This is a genomic window from Botrimarina mediterranea (genome assembly GCF_007753265.1).
Classification (GTDB): domain Bacteria; phylum Planctomycetota; class Planctomycetia; order Pirellulales; family Lacipirellulaceae; genus Botrimarina; species Botrimarina mediterranea.
The window spans coordinates 4,418,050-4,439,200 of record NZ_CP036349.1; the positions used below are offsets into that span (position 1 = coordinate 4,418,050).

Here is a 21,151-nt window from a genome sequence, read left to right on the forward strand (position 1 = left end):
TCGAGGTGTGACACCGCGGGAATTGTCCGGCCGACCCAGGCCCCGCGGGCGCTCGCCTGCGACGCCTAAGTCGTTGTGGTGTATTCTATTACGGACGGTCCCAATCCCCAAAAACTTTTGGCAGCCCCGCCCGCCGTGCGGTTCCAAAGCCCCAAAACCTCCCGCCCTCCCCTCTTCGCCGGTCCCCGCCGCCGCCGCGGGCCCAGCCTTCGGCTTGCCGCGACGCTCGGAAGCCTGCTGCTAGTCATCGGCCTGATGGCCCGCCTCCAGCAGCCCGAAACCCACGCCGCCCTCGGCCGCGTCCTCGGCGAAACGGCGCCCCTAGCGTCCGCGGAGCCCGTCCAAGCCGAGCCGCTGGTCCCCGCCGACGCCTTCGAGGGCGTGCGTGACAACGCCCCCTTCCGCAGCGGCGAACAGCCGGCGTGGTTCGCCTCGCTCGCCGCCGTCCGCGACGCCGAACCCGCGGCGCTCGCCGCCCGATCGGCCGGCGTCGTCGGCTACGTCGCGCTGAACAGCCAACCGGACACTTACCGCGGCCGCGTCGTAACCGTCTCCGGCAGCGTCATGCGGGTCGAAGCGACTGAGCCCGCCAAAAACGATCTCGGCATCGAGCAACTCTGGCGCGTCACGATCCAACCCACCGGCGGCGACGTCTGGCCAATCACCGTCTACACGCTCGAAGAGCCCAAGCCGGTTGACGAACCCTACGACGCCTCCGCCGTCGGCGTCTTCTTCAAGAAGCTCTCGTACCGCTGGGCAGAGGGCATCGGCTCGACCCCGATCATTGTCGCAAAGCGACTGGAGACAACGCTCACCGCGCAACCGATCGCGGGTGCGGCGCCCGTTCTCGAAGCGCCTGTTGTCGAAGCGCAGCAACCCGACATCGACTTCACGTCTCCCCACGCCGGGTCGATCGGTCGCGCCTTGCTGACGGACCTCGGCTTCGATCTCAGTCTGTTCGAGAACGTCGTCGACAAGCAGCGTCTCCGCGGCGAAGAGACCGAGGCGTTCTACGCCCTGCTCGGCGCCGTCGACCAGACGCCCCCGTCACAGCTCGCCCGACTCGCCCGCGCAGGACTCGACGACTACGCCGCCCGACGGCTTAGCGGCGCGAAGGAATCGCTGCGTGATCGCCAAGTCGCCCGCGCAATCGAGACCGAGCAAGCCAAGTCCCGCTACTCGGTCGCCCCGCTCTTCATCGACGGCGCCGCCGAGCGGGGCGAGCTCGTCGTCTTCGACGCCAACGTCCGCCGTGTCGTCCGTGTTGACGCCAGTGACAGCTCCGCCGCGGCCGAGAACGGGATCGATCACTACTACGAACTCGAAGCCTTTACCGAAGACTCGCAGAACCTGCCGATCGTCTTCGTCGTCCGCGACCTGCCACCGGGCTTCCCGGTGGGCGATGCGATCCGCCAACCGGCACGGCTCGCCGGCTTCTTCTTTAAGCAGTGGGCCTACCGCGGCCGGACCCGCACCGACGAAGGCGAAGACCGCCGCCAGTTCGCCCCGCTCTTGGTGGGCCGCGCGCCGATCCCGCTGGCCGCCCCCGACGCGTCGGCAATGCGGCCCGGCACGGTCCTCGGCGTCCTCGGCGCCGCCGCGCTAGCCGTCACCGCCTTCACGCTATGGCGGTTGTCACGTCACGACCGACAATACGAAACGGCGACGCTGTCACGGTTCCGCAACGCCGCCGATGGCCCCGAGCACAACTTCGATCGGCTGGGCGATTTGGTCGATCACTCCCCCCCGCCCCGCGCAGACACCACCCCGCCCGCCACCTAAACTCGCCCTCTCAATACGGTCCACCGATCCCCAGCCTCTATGCCCGACGCCACTCCCAACAAGCCGAACAAGCACGGTTACGGCGTCGATCCCGTCCACCACTACGGCTGGATCACGCCACGCTTCTGGCACGGCATGACGCCCGGCGACTTCTGGCGGATGGTCTTCGCGAACCGCTGCAAGGTCTCGGTCCGCGGCGCCCTCACCTGCTCGACCATCACCGGCGTCGGCCTGTTCCACCTCGGCGCGAAGCTGGTGACCGACCTCACGATGGGCCGCAAGCTCCGGCTCGCGCGTCCTTCGCAGCCGCCGCTGTTCGTGCTCGGCCACTGGCGTTCGGGCACGACGATGCTGCACGAGCTGCTGATCCGCGACCCGCGGCACGTCTTCCCGACGACGTTCGAGTGCTTCGCGCCGCACCACTTCTTGCTCACCGAGACGGCGATCACGCCGTTCATCAGCTGGCTGCTCCCCAAGAAGCGGCCGATGGACAACGTCGCCGCCGGCTTCGACCGCCCGCAAGAGGATGAGTTCGCGCTGTGTAGCCTCGGCCTGCCGACGCCCTACCGAAGCTGGGCGTTCCCCGACCACGGCCCGGTGTGCGGCGACTGGCTAACGCTCGACAATGTCAGCGACGCCGACCGCAAGCGCTGGGGCGAAGCGCTGCGCCGATTCGTCGGCGCGCTGTCGCTCAAGCGCCCCGGCCGCGTCATCCTCAAGTCGCCCCCGCACACCGCGCGAATCAAAACAATCCTCGAGCACTTCCCCGACGCCCGCTTCGTCCACATCAGCCGCGACCCGCTGAAACTCTTCCCGTCCACGGTGCGGCTCTGGAAGTCGCTGTGCGACGTGCAGACGCTCCAGCCGCAGCGCGCGCACTACGACTGGATCGAGGAAGAGGTCTTCGGGAACCTCACCCGCATGTACGAGGCCTACGACCGCGACCGCCCGCTGATCCCCGAGGGCCGCGTCGTGGAGATGCGTTACGAGGACCTCGTCGCCGACCCGCTAAGCACGCTACGCGACCTCTACGCAAACCTCGACCTCGGCGCCTTCGCCGACGCCGAACCTGGCGTCGCCGCCTACCTGGCCGAAGAAAAAGACTACAAAACCAACCGCTTCGAACTGCCCGAGGAAGTGCGAGAGCGGATCAACGATCGCTGGAGCGGCTACGCGAAGCGTTGGGGCTACGTTTAGCTTCACCTCCAAGACCGTGAGCGTAAGCCCTCGGAGTGACTCAAAGCCAGAGTTATAAATCACAAAGTAGCTATGAGCAGCGACGACGGACGCCCACCATACGTCGAAGCACTTGCCGCGAAGCTCGTTGGCTCACATGTATTAGTAGGTATTACGAAGCTCGATCACCTTGGCAATCTAATCGAGCAGATTCAGTATCACGGGGTAGTCATTGCGGCAGATGCCAATCGGGGATTCCAGATTGAGTTAAGCGGGATTCGTAGCGGTGAGTTCGAATGGCTACCGCCCGATACTCGCAATTTCTTCGAGGCAAAGCCCGGCGAATATCATCTACGATCGACAGGTGAGACTGTCGTCGATCCTAAATTCCTATCGACATGGACATCAAGGAAGCATAATCCTGAGTAGCCTACTTGGCGACACCGCTGTCCTACTAAACGGCGTCCTTGAGAACGATGCGCATAGAGGCGTGCTCGACATCGTCCCCGCCTTCGACGCCACAGCGGTCCACTTCGATCCGACGCAATTCTCGATCGGCGAACTGACCGCTTGGATCGACTCGAACGCGACGAAGAGCAACCACACCAGCGTCGCTTCAAGACTCATTGAGATCCCCGTCCGCTACGGCGACGAGTTCGGCCCCGATCTCGACACGGTCGCCAAGCATGCCGGCCTCACTGCCGACGAAGTCGTCCGCCGTCACGCCGCCGTGAAGTACGTCGTCGGCGCCGTGGGGTTTCAGCCCGGCTTCGGCTACCTCGAAGGCTTGCCTGCCGAGTTGCACACCCCGCGTCACAGCACGCCCCGCACCGCGGTGCCCGTGGGCGCTGTCGGCATCGGCGGGCCTTACACGGCCGTCTATCCGAGCGCATCGCCGGGCGGGTGGAATCTCATCGGACAGACGCCGCTGGTGATGTTCGAAGAAGGCCGTACTGAGCCCTCGCTGCTCAAGCACGGCGACCGCGTCCGCTTCCGGGCGATCAACGCGAAGGAGTTCAAGCGACTCGCCGCCGTGAATCACTTGACGCCATCCATCGAACCGCCGCCAGAGCGCCCCTTGCTTCGCGTCGTCAACGCCGGCGCGCAATCGACGCTCCAGGGCTTGCCGCGCTACGGCCGACAACACCTCGGTGTCAGCCCGGGCGGTGCGATGGACACAATGTCGCTGCGGCTCGCAAACCTCCTCGCCGGCAACGCCCCCGGCGCCACCGCCATCGAAGCGACGCTGATGGGCCCCGTCCTCGAAGCGATCGAACCCGTCACGCTCGCCCTCGCCGGCGCCGTCCCAACTGCGCGCTGCGTCACGCTCCGCGCCGGCGAGCAACTCGATCTCCGGCGCCTGACAGGCGGCGCCCGCGCCTACATCGCTATCCCGGGCGGCTTCGGCGGAAGCATTGGCAGAACTCTCGGAGTGGACGACGTCCTCGGTTCACTCACAAACCCAACCCACCAACCGTCAACCGCCGTCCTAGCCGGAGCCGGAAGGCGCCGGAGCCCCACGAAGGACGTCACCACCCTACACCTTCTCCGCGGCCCCCAAGCCCCCCTCTTCGATGACGAAGCATGGCGCCGCCTGCTCAACGAGACGTACCGCGTCGCCCCGCAATCGAGCCGCATGGGCGTCCGCCTCGAAGGCCCCGAGCTCCCCGTCAACGGCGCCGTCGAAATGCCCTCGCAGCCCGTCTGCACGGGCGCCGTCCAAGTCCCCCCCGACGGCCAACCCATCGCCCTCGGCGCCGACCGCCAAACCCTCGGCGGCTACCCGGTGATCGCCGCGATCATCTCCGCCGACTGGTCAATGATCGGTCAATTAGCCCCCGGGAACACCGTCCGTTTCGCCGAAGTCAATCTTGAAGAAGCGATCCGTCTTCGCAAGAAATTAGAACGCGACCTCGCCCTCGCCGCTGTCGGGATTCAACTTGAGGACCAACAATTTTGAACCACCAAGGAACTAAGGAACGAAGGAAAGAGTTTGAGTACGAGCCTTTGTTCCTTCGTTACTTTGTGGTTAACTCGCCTTGATGAGAACGATCGATCTCAACGCCGACGTAGGCGAAGGCCTTGCGACCGACGCCGAGCTGATTTCGCTCGTCACCAGCGCGAACATCGCCTGCGGCGGTCATGCGGGAGACGAAAACGCCATTCACGACTCGGTCATTGCAGCGATTGAAGGCGGCGTCGCGATCGGCGCCCACCCGGGCCATGCCGATCGTCAACACTTTGGACGGCGCGAGATCGCTGTCACTCCTGGAGCACTCGCTGCGCTAGTCGATGAGCAGATCGAAACACTCCACTTCTACGCGTTCACCCTAACCGGCTGGACTCTGAAGTACCTCAAACTCCACGGCGCCCTTTACCACCAAACGGGCCGTGATCGATCGCTCGCCGACGCCGTGATTGCTGCGGCCTCGCGATATACTTTCGGCCCGCTACCGATCTTAGGACAAGCCGGCTCCGCGCTCGAAGCGGCGGCAAAGGACGCGGGCTTGCCGTTCTTCGCCGAAGCCTTCGCCGATCGGGCGTATCGCGACGATGGAACGCTCGCCCCGCGATCACTCCCCGGCGCCGTGCTAACCGACGAGGCGGCCGTTGTCGCTCAAGCGGTGCGGCTCGCGCGCGACGGCGTCGCTGTCGCGCTCAGCGGCAAGGAGATTCCCATGCGTAGCGACAGCATCTGTCTACACGGCGATGGAGAGAACGCGGTCCCGCTCGCGCGGGCGGTGCGGGCGGCGCTCGAAGCAGAAGGGATCACGCTCCGCGCGTTCACTACGCAAGGCGATACCGAGTGAGCCGCGTCGTCCCGACCGCGGTGAAGTCGGCGCCCCTGCCACCGCATCGGAGACGACGCGGCTCACTTCAAGAGAAGACTCGTTGTTCGACAACGTGTCACGCCTTCCGCACGTGCGTCACGCGCGGCAACTGTGAAAGGTCTTTCAACGTCGCCACCAACTCCAGCCCCGGCGAATCGTTCACAAGCCCCTCGACGCGATCCGCGATCATCGGGCTGATCTCGATGAGGAGTTCGCCGCCGTTGGCGAGCCGCTCCGGCGCGAGCGCCAAGAGTCGCTCGATGACGCTCGTCCCCTCGGGGCCGCCGTCGAGCGCCAGGTGGGGTTCATGGTCGCGCACAGTCGGGTCGAGGTTCATCAACTCGTTCGTCGTTACGTACGGCGGGTTCGACACGATGAAGTCGAACGTGCGTGACGCCTTCACCTTCGAGAACAGGTCGCTCTCGATCGGCGCGAGGCGGTCGGCGACGCCGTACTTCTCCGCGTTCTTCTTCGCCAGGGCGACCGCCTGCGGGTTCACGTCGATCGCCACGACTTTGCTCGACGGCGCGTGCTTGGCGATCGCCACCGCGATCGCGCCCGTCCCAGTCCCGATATCGGCGATCATCACGTCGGCGTTGCCGCGAGATTTGATCAAGTCGAGGACCGTCACCACCAATAGCTCGGTGTCGGGCCGCGGGATGAGTACGCCCTCTTCGACATGGAAGTCGAGCGAATAAAACTCTTTCCGCCCCACAAGGTACGCCACCGGCGCCCCCTCGGCCCGCTTCTTCACCAGCGCCTTGAACGCGTTGCGAACCGCCTCCGCCGGGACTTCTTCAAACCGAGTGTAAAGCGCTATCCGCTGACACCCGAGCGCCTCGGCGAGCAGCACCTCCGCGTCGAGCCGCGGTGACTCGGCCCCGTGCTCCTTCAGATAGTCGGTCGTCCAATTGAGGAGGCGGAGAACGGACCAAGGCGCTTCGTTAGGCATAGCGGCGCTCCTGTGGAGAGGCCATCGAAGCGCAAAAGGGGAAAGGGGAATGCCGAAAGGGGAAGGAAGTGACCTTACGGCCCCCACTGAATCCATTCCACTTTCCACTTTCCACTTTCCGCATTAATCCAACCCTCCCATCGCGTCCCGCACGCTCTGTCGATCGTGATCTACCAACGCGTCGGTCACCATCTGCACGTCCCCCGACATGATCTGGTCGAGCTTGTAGAGCGTCAGGCCGACGCGGTGGTCGGTGAAGCGGTTCTGCGGGTAGTTGTAGGTGCGGATCCGCTCGCTGCGGTCACCCGAGCCGACGAGGCCCTTGCGTTCGGCGGAGCGTCGCTTCTCTTCCTCTTGCTGGCGCTGGTCGTAGATGCGCGACTTGAGCACGCGCAGCGCCTTCGCCAAGTTCTTGTGCTGCGACTTCTCGTCCTGGCATTGGACGACGATGTTCGTCTCGTAGTGCGTCAGGCGGATGGCGGACTCGGTCTTGTTGACGTGCTGCCCGCCGGGGCCCGACGCGCAGAACTTGTCGATCCGGTAGTCCTCCGGCGTCAGGTTGACCTCGACGTCTTCAGGCTCGGCCAGAACGGCGACCGTCGCGGCCGACGTGTGAACGCGTCCTTGGGTCTCGGTCGCGGGGACGCGCTGCACGCGGTGGCCCCCCGACTCGTAGCGCAATTCGCGGAAGACGCCTTCGCCCTCGAAGGCGAGCGAGATTTCTTTGAAGCCCCCCAACTCCGTGGCGCTGGCGTCCATGATCTCGACCTTCCAGCCCTTCACCTCGGCGTGGCGCTTGTACATCTCGAACAAGTCGCGGGCGAACAGCGCCGCCTCGTCGCCGCCGGTGCCGGCGCGGATCTCCATCAGGCAGCGGCTGCGGTTGGCGTCCTCGCCGCCGAGCGTCATCGTCAGCAGCTCGTCCCACAGCGCCTCGCGGCGCTCAATGAGATCGGGGAGCTCCGCCTCGGCGAGCTCACGCATCTCGGCCTCGTCGCCGGCCGCCATCTCGCGCGCTTCGGCGATCTGCTGGCAGAGGTCTTTGAACGACCGGTACTTGCCCGCCAGCCGCGACAGCGACCCATGCTCGCGCGCCGTCGCCGCTAGCCGCGTCGAGTCGGCCAGCACGTCTTGATCGCAGAGGTCGCGCTCGAGTTGCTCAAACCGGGCGAGCTTCGTTTCGAGCAGGTCACGCATGGTGAAAGGGGAAAGTTGAATGCGGAAAGGGGAAAACTAAGCGCAGCCGTACACGGCGCTGCTAACGCTCTTCCCCTTTCCCCTTTCGCCTTTCCACTTTCGCGCTCACTTCTTGCCAAGGCTCGCGTAGCCAGCCGCCGCGAACTTCTTCTTGAACTTATCGATACGGCCGGCGGTGTCCACGAACTTCAGCTTGCCGGTGTAGAACGGGTGGCAAGCGTTGCAGATATCGACCTTCAGTTCCTTCCGCGTGCTGCGCGTCGTGAACGTGTTGCCGCAACCGCAGTGGACGGACGTTTCTTGATACTGGGGGTGGATGTCGGCCTGCATGGCTCTGTTCCTATCGACTGGGTCTCAGTCGGCTGGGCCCTGGGGGGCGTCCTCGTCTGGTGAGGCCGCCGGGCGCTTGTGTCGTGGGCGGGGGTCCGCCGTAGCCCCGTATCATACGGGCGCGGGGGGCGGGGCTCAAGATGGCTGGCGGTAAGGTGAAGGGGAGGTTTTCGTGGCGCCCTCCGGTCGCTGACGCTCCCGGCTCGCCGTCCGTGTTTTGGCGAGCCGGGAGCGTCAGCGACCGGAGTGAACCACGAATCACCCCCCCTTTCTGAACCCCCAGAATCGTCACTTCGCCCGCTTCACCCCCAACTTCTCCACCAGAACCGCGTCGATCAGCAGTTGCAGCGTGTGGTAGACGATCATCGGCAGGATCGCCAGCGGACCGAACTCCATCGCGACGCTCAACCCCACCGCCAGCGTCTTTTGGCTCCCGGAGACGGCGGCCGCCAGCATGTCGGCCCGCGGGGCGCCGATCGCCCGCGTCCCGTACCAAGCCAAGGCGAAGAGCACCACGTGCACCACGGCGGTGATGACGATCAGCAGCCCCCAGTCGACCAGCCGCAGCGTTGAGTCCGTCCCTGCTAGCAGCTCGCCGCAGCGGACGGCCCCGATCAGCACCATCAGCAACAGCCCCAACTGGGCGGTGAGGCTTAGTTGATGGCGATGCCGGTCGCACCACAACCGGCACGGCGACCAACCACGCATCGCCTGCGCCAGGCCGATCGGCAACACGACGTAAACCAGCATCTTGCCGGCAAGCTCAACCGCATCGACTTCGACGTTCTGCCCTTTACCGATCAGCAGCCACGCCCAGCCCGGCAGCGACACCACCGAAAGCAGACTCGTGACAACGGTCACCATCAAGGCGATGGCGTCGTTGCCGCCGCCGCGGCGGGTCCAGACGGCGGCCGAGGCCATCGTGCACGGCGACAACGCGGCAAGCACCAAGCCGATCGCTAGCGGTTCGATCAAGGCCCGGCCCATCACCCACGCCAGCGGCCCCGCCGCGAGCGTGTTGACCGCCACCGCTATGCCGGTAGCCGCCACGGCGTGCCTCCCCGACAGCGAACGTCGCAGGTCGAGCGGCGCCGACATCAGCCACAGGATCACCGCCAACAGCGGGTGCTGCGGGATCGCCTCGGTGACGGGCCGCAGCGGCTGGTAGAACAGTGCGCCGCCGACGAGCGTCGCCCCGAGCGCCAGTAAGAACCACTGCTGCCGAGCGAACTTGGTCACGGCTCGTCCGCCGCGTCTTGATCGGCCTCGTCTCCCAACGCCTCCTCGGCGCCAACCGCCCGCTCCCGCAACCTCCGCGCCCGCAGTTTGGCGCCTGGGGCCATCGGGCCTTCAATCTTGTCGAGCACGTCCGCTGCCTCGTCGAGCTGATTGAGACCTTCGAGCGAGCGGGCCCTGAGTTGCTGCACTAGAGGCTTATACGGCGCGGCCGACGCATCGTCCATCGCCGGGTTGTCGAGCCAGTCGATGGCGACGCTGTAGGCGCCATCCTCGTACGACAGCAACGCTAGAAAGAGCGTCCCCAACGTCCGCGCGGCGCGATAGATTTCTCGCTTCTCCTCCGGGACTTTCTGCTGCTCGAGACTCTTCTCGGAGGGTCGGACCTTGCGGCTCATGAAGTACCGCAGGGCCGCCTTGTGATCGTCGAGCGTTTCGTCGAGCACATTTCGCTTCACATCGGCCTCTTGGTGGACGCCGCGGAACTGCTGGAGCCGCCCGCGCCATAGCTGCGGCCGCCATGCGAACGGCAAGAAGTCACGCACCGCTTGCCGCCGCTCGGACGGCTTCGCCGCGAGCTTGTCAGCGAGCGTTTGGATCGGTTGCTGCCAGAGAACGACCTCGCCAACCCCCTTCACCTCGCCGAGTTGCTTGGCGACGCCATCGACGTCGACCGAGAGCGCCAGCGCGTCGTCACCCGACAGCTTTGTGTCGAGTTCGCTTGCGCGTCGAGTGAGCGAGAACGCATCGGCAACGACGCCAATACGCGCGTTCTTCATGGCCTCAGCGGTAAGCGGGTAGGACTCGTCTTCCAGGTCCAGTTTCCGCAGCAGCGCGTCGTCGGCTTGGACTTCGGCGAGCGTTGCGATCGCGCCCTCGTTGGCGCCGGGAAGCGGCGCCCCCAACACGGGGTCAAACAGCCGCAATTCGGTCCCCTCGACGACACCGACCAAGAGCCGTTCATCGCCGCCCTCGACGGGGACAGCAACGGCGACGGCCGTCAGATGCTGCTGTTGGCACAGTCCGGCGAAGACCCACACCCGACCCGCGGCGGTTGCCTGGGCATGCAGCATCATCTCCCAGGGCCAACGCGGCGGCGTTTGCGACGGCTCGACGAGTTGCACATTCAACGTCACCCAGTCGAACAGCGTCCTCGCCACCGCCAGCGGCGCAAGGTCGCCGCCCCGCGCCCAGCGTGACACATCCCGCTGCCAAGTCGCGCCTTGCACCAAGCGGCTCTCGTAGGGGCGGAAGTAACCCGTCGCTAGTTCGTCATCGGCGAGGTACGGCTCGAGGTCAACGCCGCTGGTAATCGACTCGGGGAGCGTCTCCAACAGCGTGGGTCGCTTCCAGGCGCCGGCGTCCGCCCGCTTGCCGGCGGCGCCGACTTGCCGCAGCCATTGATTCAAACGCTCCGTCAGCTGTCCGAGCGACGCCTCGTCAGCGCTGGGGTGCCACTCCAGCGGCGGCTCGCGGCGAGCGACGTAAGCGCCCCACTCACGCTGGATCTCTTCCATCCGCGAATCGACGGTCCGCCAGACCTCGATCTTGCGCACCGCTTCATCCTCGTTGGGAAAACCGCCAACGATCAATAGCGAGTTGTCGTCGAGCACCTGAGCGACCGTCAAATCTATCGCGTCGAATGTCAGGACATCCACGTCCGCCGTCGAGTAGTCACGTTGCCCCGTGCGAATATCGACTTCGGCGGTGGCTTCTAGACGCTGCTGAGTCGCTTCGTCCGGCACACCGTAATACTTGACGATGTCGCCCGGCTTGACGTTCTTCCGAAACCCCGCATTTCCACGGGGGACCGTAATCAGGTTGGCGGGCTCAAACGGCCCGTCGGGCCGACGACGCAGGATGCCCTGGATCTCTTCGCCGTCGGCGCTAGAACGCGCATCGAGCACCACTGCCGGCGGCGTGAGCTCAAGCTGAGACGACTCGGGAAGCGTCCGCAGTTGGGCCACAATCGAGTCGAGCAAGCCGCGCGAGTCGCGCTGCGAGGCGGCGCCGGTATTGGGACGCTTTGCCGCCGGTCGCTTCGTCGGGCGACAGCCCAACGGCGTCAGCAGGCTGGCGGCGACGAGGCCCACGGCGGCGATTGCGGCGGTCGGGCGCCAGGGGTTCGCGAACTTCATGCCACCAGGGGGTCGGCGTCAAAGGGAAACTTCCTAGGGTGAGGGGCTAGGGACTGAGGGGGTAAACGGTTGAGGGAGACGAGCAAGCAGCGCCGTTTCTCTCCCTCAGCCCCTAGCCCCTCAGCCCCTAGTCCCTCTCTGAACCCCATCATACGCCAGCCGCCTGCCGAATCGCGAGGAGCCGCTCCACCAGCGCCGGCAACTTGTCGAGGGGGACCATGTTGGGCCCGTCGCTAGGCGAATCATCGGGGTTGGGGTGCGTCTCCAGGAACACCGCATTCACGCCAACCGCCACCGCCGCCCGGGCGAGCGGCTCGACCATCTCACGCCGGCCCCCGGTAGCGCCACCGAGGCCGCCGGGCTCTTGGACGCTGTGCGTCGCGTCGTAAACGACTGGCACGCCGAGGGCTTGCATCTCGGGGATCGCCCGGAAGTCGTTCACCAGCCGGCCGTAGCCGAAGAACGTGCCCCGTTCGCATAGCAGCACGTCGCGGCAGCCCCCTTCGACGAGCTTGCCCACAACGTGCTTCATATCGCCCGGCGCCATGAACTGGCCTTTCTTGACGTTCACCGGCCGCCCCGTCGCCGCACAGGCGATCAACAGGTCCGTCTGGCGGGCCAGGAACGCCGGCACCTGGAGCACGTCGCACGCCTGCCCCACGGCCGCCGCTTGGTGCGATTCGTGAACGTCGGTCGTCACCGGCAGGCCCGTCGCATCGCGGACCTTCTCCAGAATCCGCAGTCCCTCGTCCTGGCCAGGCCCGCGGTAGGCGCCCGAACTGGTGCGGTTCGCCTTGTCGAACGACGCCTTGAAGACCACCGGCACGCTCAGCCGTTGCGACATGGCGGCCAGCGACTCGGCGATCGAGAGCGTCAGCGCCTCGGTCTGGATCACGCACGGCCCGGCGATCAGCAGCAGAGGTTCCCCAGCGCCGCAGCGGTGCGGGCCAATCGTAGCGACGGTGTTCGGCTTCTCTGTGGCCATCGGGCCCCTCCTCCTTGAGCGGTAAGTGCGGCACGCAACGGCCGCCCTGCTGCAAGAGTTGGTAAGGCGCCCGCCGCAGCGGATCAATGGCGCCCCAGGCAACAAGGCGAGCCGGCGACGTGAGTCGTCGGTGGGAAGCGGGTATCCGACGCGCACCGACGACTCACGTCGCCGGCTCGCCGTCACACTGTAATTGAGCCCTCGTGTAGCGTCTCGCCACAGCCGAGTAGCGCGATCTTGAAACGCCGCAGCGAAGCCGACGCCGCGAATCCCAGCTTGAGACTGCCGCCAAACACCGCAATCCGTTCACTCGCAACGGCTTACGGCATTCCCAGATCGGGACGCCCTACCCTGCCCCAGCGGCACGGGGACTGCAACTACCGACCGTTGGCCCGCGTGGCCTCGGAGGAACGGTGTGAGGACGGCTTGATTGCCCCTGGCCGTCGTCACGGAGTCGGTGTGTCGCCGGCTCCTCCGAGGTCACGCTTTTTTTAGGCTCGGCGGCGGCATCCCGCGCCGAGCAGCGCCATCGCGACGATCGCCGCCGAGGTCGGCTCGGGGACCGTTACCGCTTGCCCGGCGGCCGCCATCGAATCACGCCACACGGTGTAGTCCGCCGCATTGACGACACCATCGCCGTTGCCGTCAGCGTCGAGGGTGAGCGTCGATCCGTAGAGGGTCTGCCACCACAGGAAATCAGCGTTCGAGATATCGCCGTCCCGGTTGTAGTCGCCGGGCAATTGTGAGCGTAACACGCCCTGCCCGAGATTCGCCTGCCAGATCGCCAAATCGTCTTCATCGACGTTGGAATCACCGTCCGCGTCGGCAGCTAGATTGTCCTGATTAATCGAGGCGGATTCCCAGACATCACGGTCAGCTTGGTTGACGATCCCGTCATTGTTGAAGTCCCCCGGCTGCAGTGAGATTTCAATGGTCTCGTACAGGGTGACGAGCGTCGTGCCATTGACGAGCGGCGTCGTGGCCTCGTAGCTGCCCGCCTTCTGCGGGTAAGTGTCTTGAAGCTGGTTGACGTAAGGCACTTGGCTAAACCAGTCGAAGCCCTCGGTGATCTGCCCGTAGATCGTATAGGGCCCCGGATCAAAGCCGCCCGCGTTGTTGGTGACGTTGAAGAACCACTGGGCCGTGGCACTATCGGGATGGGCTGTACGCGCGGCGGCGAGGCTGCCCGGTGTGTTGGACAGTCCGTTAGAGGCGTTGAACTCGTTCTTGATCTGCTTGAACGGCGTTACGGGTTGGCTGACAAGGTTGTTGATCGTCGGCGCCGCGGGGACGGTGAAGCCGCCCCCCTGGACGAACTTCGCGGCACCGGCCTCGACCCGGTGGACGAACGTATTGTCGTACCGGTTAGAGTCAACGTAGAGCATGAAGTTCGCGACGTGACGCGGCGAGTCGGCGCCATAGAGCTCGACCTCAATCGGGCCGTAGTTCCAGTACATCCGCACTTTGTGCGTCGGAGTCGCCGCTGAGGCGGACAACGAGGCCAGCGTCGCAGCCAAGCCCAGGAGGCTTGCTAAGTGAAATCCGCCGCTCATGTGAAGCCGCCTGTCTCAACTCGAAAGGGATTCCGATACCATCCGCTCGGGAACGGTTCGTCCCCAAGCCAGTAGTCTATTTCCCCCGGCAAATAAGGGCGACCATTCCGTATCGATTGGGGCCGATTCGTGCCGTAGTTGTAACGTCCGATCCATCTGGCGCAGTCGGCAGAACTGCTAGGACACCTAGTACTCGCCTGAGGCGTCACGGGGGGAAATGCCGAGATGGACCGTGCTGCAGGTGGCCTTCGCCGCTCCGGTTAGGCGGAGTTCATTCGCTAGCCGTAGCCTTTCTGTCACGTCATGCCGGGTCGGAGACACGTCGAGCGGCTCGCCGTTCAGCTCGACCGCCTCGACCGCGCCATCCCATACGAGCCAGACCCGTTCACCCCCCTCCAGGCCGGTGGGCTTATTGAAACGCCGCACGGAGACGCCGCCCCCCTCGTGTCGCCAGGCAGCTCGTAGTCGGATGACATGCATTGGTGGAGGCCGATTCCTGCTAACGGGGGGCAGTTAGAGACGGGGGACGAGGGAATTCCAGTTCGCAGCGCTCATCCTAGCCTCTAGCCTCTCAACGTCATTCCGGCACAAACGATTCCTTGACCCGCACCTCACGGATCTGTCGGCTGTCACGCTCGTAAGCACGGAGCGACACCTGCAAGCCACGCAGCGCCGCATCGTAAGGGGGACGCGTTTCACGCTCAGCGAAGTCGTCGGGGCCGTATAGCGCGATGTCGGCGGCGTTGTCAACGAGACGGGGGTCGCCGGCAATGGTGGGGTCCGGGTCGTCCAAGCCATTGGCCCCCTCGTCAACCGTAGGCCTGCCGTTCGGGCCGCTGTCGCGATCCTGATTGATCCCATCGTTCTCGTAATGCCAACTCCACGTGTCGTAGTTCGCGTACAACGTCGTAAGTGGAGCTGCGGTGGAGGTTGGTTGACTTGGCAATCGAACGAACCCATCGCGCCAGAATTGCGGAGCGATCGGGGCAACCAGGTTGAGGGCCCCTACGGGTAGCAGAGGATCGCCCGTGTAACGCTGGCTGACACCGAAGGCAGGCGAACGCTTTCCATAACCAAGATCGACGTAGGCGCCCTGACTCTCGAATGTATCAATTGCAACATCGCCATTGGCAGCCGGCCCATTGGCATCGGTCAATATCGCCGCAGGCCACGCCGGATCGTTGGGACCTACGATAAGAAAGTCCGTGCCGGAAGCAATTCGGTAGATCGGCGCGCCCGGGTCGTAGACTTTCAAGTCGAATGCCAAAGCGTCTGTCATCATCACGTCCTCGCCACGCCGGCTCCCGCCGAGCGGAACAAGACCTCTCGTGACGTGAACCACTTGATTCACTTCATTTAGCACTGCCCGCGCTGTGCATGGTGATGCGGTAGAGTAATTCACGAGGGCGAACGGACGCGCACCGTAAACTCGATCCATCGATGTCGTCTCGGTGTCTGACGGCTCGTAGGCGACCACTGCATAGCCGCCTCCAAGAGCGGCAGGCAGACCCGCCACGACTGTTTGAAACTCTGCGCCTTCTGCTGGATTCCCGATCTCAGGATCGGAAACGAAGAGCACATCCGAAACGGAATTGGGCGTTACTCCTCCCGATGCCAATGCGAACGGGTAGTAGCGATCGATCGTGCCGTAAGCCGCGGCGATGCCAATGTAGCCATGATGCTCGTAGCGATTCTCTCGTTCTGTTAGATCGCCGAGCGTATTGGATTTGAGCACCCACCTGCCGGGCTCTGTATTACTGCTTGGCAACAGTGGGTCCCATTCAAGCCGCACCGACAGGTCGTAACGCTCTTGGAAACTGATGAGACAGGCAATCGCTTGGGAAACGTCGGTGCGGTCCACATCAGGCGGAAGGACTCGCACCGCCCCCGGGCCCGCCAACACGCCCGCGACGTTACCCGGATTCGTATCGACTCCGCCAGGAATCACATCGATCCCATAATCCACGTCCGGCAGAATCAACAACGCCCGTCGATAAATAGTCCGATAGCCCGGCTCGCCGAATGCGAACGTGCGGTTCGGGTCGACCGGGTTCTCCAGCGCGTACCACACCACCTCGGCAAGCGGCGACTCAATCTCTTCGTTTCCCCAGTTGGCAAAGGCAGCCGCACTGGGCGACGCGTTCCCCGAGCGAATCGGGATCCTGCCGACGAACGGCTCCTCCTCATTACGCACCGTGAGCATCAGCGTGTCGTCGCCGTCGCCGAGGCCGCGGCCGTCGGTAGGTGTGTTCTCCAGCGACGTGCCCGGGCCGATCGGCGTGTTGGAGCCGATCACAAGGCCGTGACCGGTGAAGTCGTTCGCCGGCGTGCCGCCCAGGTTACTCCCCGGCAGCGACGAGAGCGCCAGTTCAATGCCCGGCACATTGCCGATCGGATCGGGAACGCCGTCGCCGTCGCCGTCGAACAACCACGGCGTCGGGTAGTAGTCGTTCTGAGGCCCTTCAATGATCTCGATATAACCGACGTTTGACTCGGGCCGTTGCCACGGCACCGCGGGGCACGTTGCGCCGGCCAAGTCACGGGCGAGCGTCTCGCGCACGTTGCGCAGCGCCGACGACATCTCGATTGTCGCCCGCCGCCGCGTCACGCTGTTCGAAACGTTGGCGAACACCGTCACCACCGCCGCCATGATCAGCAGCGTGATCGCCATCGCCACCAGCATCTCGACGATGGTGAGCGCCGTGGGCGGTGGGCAGTGGGCGGTGGGCAGACGGCGATTAACGGCGCCGGCGCGCGCCGTGAGCGGGTTGGACGGATGGAGTAACTTCACTCGGTGGCTTCTCCGGCCGCTTTTCGCGACGAGTTGGGCCCAGGCGCAAAAGGCCCCTGAAGCGGCCCAGGCCCATTCATTGCAACACGCCGTAACGTATTGGTCAAGAAAGAGTTAGGCTAACGCCAAGTGGGAAGTCAGAAGTGGGAAGTTGGATTGCGCACCAAGTGACAGGGAGCCGGAACGCGTTAGCGCCCGGAGTGGCCCACTAAATCGCTATCCATCACCGACCCAACCACCGCCCCACCAGCGGCTCCAACGCCCCAAACGCGATCTGAGCGATCTTCTCAGCCACTTCCGCGGTAGGGTGCAACCCGTCGGGAAAGCCTGCTCTGGCGTCCTCCAGAGGGCTGAAGAAGTCCACCAGCGGGGCGCCGATCTCGACGGCGACGCGGCGAACAGTCGGCCGCACCTCGTCCCGTAGAGCGTCAAAATCGATCTCCGCCACGGGCGGAAACGCCGGCGGCGGGTCGGCCGCCAGCACCTCGGCGCCCAGGCCCCGGAAGTGCTCGACGAGGTCCGCCAAGTCGCGGGCGAGCGTCCGTCGGGCCGAAACGTTCGCAAACTGGGCGTCGTTCGTTCCCAGCATCAGCGGCACGAAGTGCGGCTCGAACCGCGTCGCCGCCGTGAAGCTGGGCGTCTGCCAGTACGGCTCGTTCGACACCCGCGCCGCCGTGGCGCCGCTGTAGCCGAAGTTGCGGACCTCGCACCCGCCGGCGCCGTACCGCTCGTCCAATAGCCGCTGCAACACGGCCGGGTAGCACTGCTCTCGCCGATTCGGCAACCCGCGCCCAAAGGTGACGCTCGCCCCCACGCAAGCGATCCGGCAGGGTTCAGTGGAAGACATCGACATACGGCGGGGGGATGTCTGGGACGCGGGCTGACGAACGATTGTTGCGCTCCGAGCCGATCCGGCCAAGAAGCTCCTTCGGTGATTCACTCACGGCGCTGGTGGTTAGGGCTCTCCTTCGTTGTGGCGGCAACGCCGAAAAAGGGAGCCCCAAGCGCCAGCGCCGGGAGTGCGTCATGCAAACGATAACCACCCAGTCGGACTCTCAAACCAAGTGCGATGAAAGCCACTTGCCTCAGTTGTCGCCAAGGGTACAATCGGTCGCATCGCTAATTTAGCCTTGGTTACAATTTCCACGCGAGCCATGAGACGTCAAACCACCTTCCGCGCATTCACGCTGATCGAGCTCCTGGTCGTTATCGCCATCATCGGCCTCTTGGTGGCGCTGCTGCTCCCGGCCGTTCAAGCGGCCCGCGAAGCGGCGCGGCGGTCGCAGTGCACCAACAACCTCAAGCAGATCGGCCTGGCGACGCATAACTACGAGAGCGCCAAGCGGCTCTTGCCGCCGGGTTACTCGGTGGACACCACCGCCCCAGACCGTGACGCGACGACCGGCGACGCGGGCCCCGGCTGGGCATGGGGCGCCTACTTGCTACAGCAGCTCGAAGAGACCGCCGTCGCCGACGCGATCGACTTCGACGTGCCCGTCTGGGCCCCCGCGCACGCGGTTCCGCGGCGAGCGACCGTCACCTCCTACCTATGCCCCAGCGTGGGCGAGGAGACGACGCCGTTCGCGGTCGCCGACGCCTCGGGCAGCCACGTCGATCTCGGCGCTGGGCCGATCGAAGTGGGTCGCTCGCACTACGTCGCCAGCCACGGCCAAGAATCCTGCTGGGGCCCCTGCGGCGGCGCGGCGGACGCCACGATCTTCACCGACATCTACGCCGAAACCACGGGGATCGTCCCCCACAACGGCGACGTCGCCAAAGTCGCTGATGGGCCGTTCTATCGCAACTCGCAAACGCGCTTCGCCGATGTCACCGATGGGCTCTCCAAGACGATCTTCTTCGGTGAACACTCGGCGCGGCTCAGCGACAAGACTTGGGCCGGTGTCGTTCCCCAAGCCACGACGCTCCCCAAACTCATCACGCCCGACAACGGCGACGACGCGGCGGCCACACTGGTGCTCGTCCATGGCGGCCCATCCGGGGGCGAGTTTGACGTCTTTGATCAAATCATCATCCACCCGGTCAACTTCCCGACGCTGCACGTCGGGCAGATGTTTGCCGAGCACCCCGGCGGCGGCAACGTCGCGCTGGGTGACGCGTCGGTGCGGTTCGTATCCGAAGACGTCAACCTAATCCTATGGGCCGAGTACAGCAGCATCGGCGAGGGGGAGGCTTCGAATGCAGAACTGTGAGAAAGGGGCTCTCGGCCGTCGGCTGTCGGCTGTCGGCTTGATACTCTTGGTGATGGCAGGTTGCGGATACGGCGAAGTAAGCCCAATGGCGTACGAGTTCGCCCACGCGCTCTACACACTCAGCAATCGGCAGTCGGCCGACCGCATCGACGAAGTCACCACCAAGATCGACGCGGCCGTCGCTGCCGGCGAAATCACCGAACGTGAGGCCGGCTGGCTGAACGACATCTGCCAGCAGTGCCGCAACGGCGATTGGTCCGACGCGCAACAAGCCGCTAAACGGATGATGCGCGATCAAGTGAAGCGATAGCGTCACGACCAGAGGCGAGCCGGCGACGTGAGTCGTCGGTGGGAAGCTGGTACGTACGGTCCACCGACGACTCACGTCGCCGGCTCGCCGTCAATTATCAACCACCTGCGGTTCGTACACACCACCCCACGGGTAGTTGTTCAGGTCGTTGTCGCGCACGCGGATCATCGACTTCTGCTTCTTATGGTCTCGCGGTAGGCGGTAGTAGACGTGCCCCGAGTAGTACAACCGGTCGTGCAGCCCGTGCTGAGTGACCTTCACGCCATCGACGAGGACGCGTGTCTGGTTCGTGGCGCGGCTTGCATCGACGATCACCGGCGGCGTGTCCTCTTTCTTGCGGTCGCTGTACAGATGGGTGATCCGGCAGGGCATCAGGTTCGAGCCGCCGCCACTCAGCGTTAGCCACGTGCCGACATCAAAGCCCGTGCAGTTCTCCAGGTGCGAGAAGCCGCCCTCGTTAAACACCACCGCCCGATCAACGTGACCGAAGAAACACATCCCATCGAACAGGTAGTTCACGCCTTGCAGGTGATTGACTTCCAGACCCGTACCGCAGCGATAAAACTGGCACCCGTTGAATGTCACGTCGGCGGCGTTGTGATCCGTGGACTTTTCACCCGCTTTGAACGCAATTCCACAACCGTGAAAGGCGACGCGGTGCAGGTAAGCATTCGCATTGCCCCAGCCCGGGACTTGCTTGTACGCCACCCCGACCCCCGTGGTCTCGACGCTGAAGTTGCGTAGCTCTGTGTTGATTGCCGCTTCGAGGACGATCGCTGGCTGTGTCGGGTCGGTCGCGACGATCAGCGTCGAGGCCTGAATCGTCTCGGGGTGCGACCGCCAACCGTTCCTGGATTCTGCCGGAGCATAAGCGGGGCCAGCCCCTTCGATGACGCCCCCGTGGAGCCGTTTAAGCACCACCGGCGTGTCGGTCTTAATGACGCCTACCGGCAGCACGCATCGCCCCGTCGTCGTGAGCGACTCCGTCACGTAAGCGGCCAGCGCCCCGGGCTCACTGAGCGCCTCCGCGGTTGGGACTTCGACCGGCGCGCCCTGTCGCTCCACCGCAAGTGCGGCGGATGCCATCAATCCGAGGCACATCGCTAGCAACTGAAAAAGCATCCGATCTCCAGAGTCGTGCAACAACTAACCTCAGCCTCAGCCTCAGCCTCAGCCCCGTGCCGCGGCAACATCAGCCCGTGCAACGCCCGCGACCGCGTTAAGGGCCTATTTTAAACGATCTCGTCACGCCCTCCGAATGGTTTTAGCCACTATTCGACGTTTCTTGCCGACAACCCGTTCCCGCTTACTTGCAGGCTCGGAGAGTTTCGCGTTTCAATGCCGTGGCTTCTGTTTTGCTCACCGAATCATCGCAACCAATGTCGACCGTTGCCTTCACCGATCACCTGCGTGACCACGCCCCCGACGAGCCTGTCGAGGTCGCCGGCGCCACCGTCGCCGAAGCCCTCTCCGCCGCGCTCGCCGGCCGCGACCGGTTGCGTAGCTACGTCTTCGACGAGCAAGGCCGCCTGCGCCGCCACGTCGCCGTGTTCGTCGATGGCAAACTGATCGCCGACCGCGTCGCTTTGAGCGACCCGATCACGCCCGCCTCCGAACTCTTCGTCATGCAAGCCCTGTCGGGCGGTTGACCCCTTCAATC

General features: G+C 64.8%; 20 protein-coding genes. 9 read left to right on the plus strand and 11 right to left on the minus strand.

The annotated features are described in order from the left end of the window. Nucleotides 1–117 precede the first annotated feature (117 nt). The 5 genes from Spa11_RS17005 (at nucleotide 118) to Spa11_RS17020 (ending at nucleotide 5,768) form a co-directional block, all read left to right on the plus strand. Entirely contained in the window at nucleotides 118–1,782 is a 1,665-nt protein-coding gene (locus Spa11_RS17005; protein WP_145114428.1) for a hypothetical protein, read from the plus strand. A 39-nt stretch (nucleotides 1,783–1,821) separates the two neighbouring features. Next, on the plus strand, nucleotides 1,822–2,979 hold the full coding sequence (locus Spa11_RS17010; protein WP_145114430.1) for a sulfotransferase family protein: 1,158 nt from the start codon (nucleotides 1,822–1,824) through the stop codon (nucleotides 2,977–2,979). Nucleotides 2,980–3,051: 72 nt separating this feature from the next. Then, the gene (locus Spa11_RS23045; protein ID WP_197529473.1) at nucleotides 3,052–3,387 is read left to right on the plus strand and encodes a hypothetical protein; all 336 of its coding nucleotides are present in this window, start codon (nucleotides 3,052–3,054) and stop codon (nucleotides 3,385–3,387) included. Then, on the plus strand, nucleotides 3,323–4,918 hold the full coding sequence (gene pxpB / locus Spa11_RS17015; RefSeq protein ID WP_261342269.1) for a 5-oxoprolinase subunit PxpB: 1,596 nt from the start codon (nucleotides 3,323–3,325) through the stop codon (nucleotides 4,916–4,918). Before Spa11_RS23045 ends, pxpB begins: the two co-directional genes overlap by 65 nt. A gap of 82 nt (nucleotides 4,919–5,000) precedes the next feature. Then, entirely contained in the window at nucleotides 5,001–5,768 is a 768-nt protein-coding gene (locus Spa11_RS17020; RefSeq protein WP_145114434.1) for a 5-oxoprolinase subunit PxpA, read from the plus strand. 97 nt (nucleotides 5,769–5,865) lie between these two features. On the opposite strand, the gene prmC is transcribed toward Spa11_RS17020, so the two are convergent. The 6 genes from prmC to kdsA all read right to left on the minus strand — a co-directional run bounded on the left by prmC (nucleotide 5,866) and on the right by kdsA (nucleotide 12,627). Beyond that, nucleotides 5,866–6,741 (minus strand): peptide chain release factor N(5)-glutamine methyltransferase, encoded by an 876-nt coding sequence (gene prmC, locus Spa11_RS17025; RefSeq protein WP_145114437.1) that lies wholly within the window; start codon nucleotides 6,739–6,741, stop codon nucleotides 5,866–5,868. Between the two features lie 123 nt (nucleotides 6,742–6,864). Further along, entirely contained in the window at nucleotides 6,865–7,938 is a 1,074-nt protein-coding gene (prfA, locus tag Spa11_RS17030; protein ID WP_145114439.1) for a peptide chain release factor 1, read from the minus strand. Between the two features lie 105 nt (nucleotides 7,939–8,043). Next, nucleotides 8,044–8,268 carry a 50S ribosomal protein L31 gene (rpmE, locus tag Spa11_RS17035; protein WP_145114441.1) on the minus strand — a complete coding sequence of 75 codons (225 nt, stop codon included), beginning with the start codon at nucleotides 8,266–8,268 and terminating at the stop codon, nucleotides 8,044–8,046. 288 nt (nucleotides 8,269–8,556) lie between these two features. Further along, nucleotides 8,557–9,507, minus strand: coding sequence for a bile acid:sodium symporter family protein (locus Spa11_RS17040; protein WP_145114443.1), 951 nt, complete (start codon nucleotides 9,505–9,507; stop codon nucleotides 8,557–8,559). Next, nucleotides 9,504–11,642, minus strand: a complete 2,139-nt coding sequence (locus Spa11_RS17045; RefSeq protein WP_145114446.1) for a hypothetical protein — start codon at nucleotides 11,640–11,642, stop codon at nucleotides 9,504–9,506. The genes Spa11_RS17040 and Spa11_RS17045 overlap by 4 nt, the downstream gene beginning before the upstream one ends. Nucleotides 11,643–11,790: 148 nt before the next feature. Further along, complete coding sequence (kdsA, locus tag Spa11_RS17050; RefSeq protein WP_145114448.1) at nucleotides 11,791–12,627, minus strand: 3-deoxy-8-phosphooctulonate synthase; 837 nt, start codon at nucleotides 12,625–12,627, stop codon at nucleotides 11,791–11,793. A 25-nt stretch (nucleotides 12,628–12,652) separates the two neighbouring features. On the opposite strand from kdsA, the gene Spa11_RS23050 reads away from it, so the two are divergent. Then, nucleotides 12,653–12,820 (plus strand): hypothetical protein, encoded by a 168-nt coding sequence (locus tag Spa11_RS23050; RefSeq protein ID WP_197529475.1) that lies wholly within the window; start codon nucleotides 12,653–12,655, stop codon nucleotides 12,818–12,820. A gap of 298 nt (nucleotides 12,821–13,118) precedes the next feature. On the opposite strand, the gene Spa11_RS17055 is transcribed toward Spa11_RS23050, so the two are convergent. The 4 genes from Spa11_RS17055 to Spa11_RS17070 form a co-directional block, all read right to left on the minus strand. Then, nucleotides 13,119–14,180 carry a peptidylprolyl isomerase gene (locus Spa11_RS17055; protein WP_145114450.1) on the minus strand — a complete coding sequence of 354 codons (1,062 nt, stop codon included), beginning with the start codon at nucleotides 14,178–14,180 and terminating at the stop codon, nucleotides 13,119–13,121. 186 nt (nucleotides 14,181–14,366) lie between these two features. After that, nucleotides 14,367–14,660 (minus strand): hypothetical protein, encoded by a 294-nt coding sequence (locus tag Spa11_RS17060; protein ID WP_145114452.1) that lies wholly within the window; start codon nucleotides 14,658–14,660, stop codon nucleotides 14,367–14,369. Between the two features lie 97 nt (nucleotides 14,661–14,757). Then, nucleotides 14,758–16,971, minus strand: a complete 2,214-nt coding sequence (locus tag Spa11_RS17065; protein WP_145114454.1) for a PilW family protein — start codon at nucleotides 16,969–16,971, stop codon at nucleotides 14,758–14,760. A 223-nt stretch (nucleotides 16,972–17,194) separates the two neighbouring features. Continuing rightward, entirely contained in the window at nucleotides 17,195–17,818 is a 624-nt protein-coding gene (locus tag Spa11_RS17070; protein ID WP_197529476.1) for a GDSL-type esterase/lipase family protein, read from the minus strand. Nucleotides 17,819–18,125: 307 nt separating this feature from the next. On the opposite strand from Spa11_RS17070, the gene Spa11_RS17075 reads away from it, so the two are divergent. After that, on the plus strand, nucleotides 18,126–19,181 hold the full coding sequence (locus Spa11_RS17075) for a DUF1559 domain-containing protein (RefSeq protein WP_145114459.1): 1,056 nt from the start codon (nucleotides 18,126–18,128) through the stop codon (nucleotides 19,179–19,181). After that, a complete protein-coding gene (locus Spa11_RS17080; protein WP_145114461.1) occupies nucleotides 19,168–19,491 on the plus strand; it encodes a hypothetical protein in 324 nt (107 codons plus the stop codon). The genes Spa11_RS17075 and Spa11_RS17080 overlap by 14 nt, the downstream gene beginning before the upstream one ends. A gap of 90 nt (nucleotides 19,492–19,581) precedes the next feature. Here Spa11_RS17080 and Spa11_RS17085 read toward each other — a convergent pair whose 3' ends face one another. Further along, nucleotides 19,582–20,577 (minus strand): hypothetical protein, encoded by a 996-nt coding sequence (locus Spa11_RS17085; protein WP_145114463.1) that lies wholly within the window; start codon nucleotides 20,575–20,577, stop codon nucleotides 19,582–19,584. Between the two features lie 293 nt (nucleotides 20,578–20,870). Here Spa11_RS17085 and Spa11_RS17090 point away from each other — a divergent pair, with 293 nt between their 5' ends. Continuing rightward, nucleotides 20,871–21,140, plus strand: a complete 270-nt coding sequence (locus Spa11_RS17090; protein WP_145114465.1) for a MoaD/ThiS family protein — start codon at nucleotides 20,871–20,873, stop codon at nucleotides 21,138–21,140. The last annotated feature ends 11 nt before the right edge of the window (nucleotides 21,141–21,151 follow it).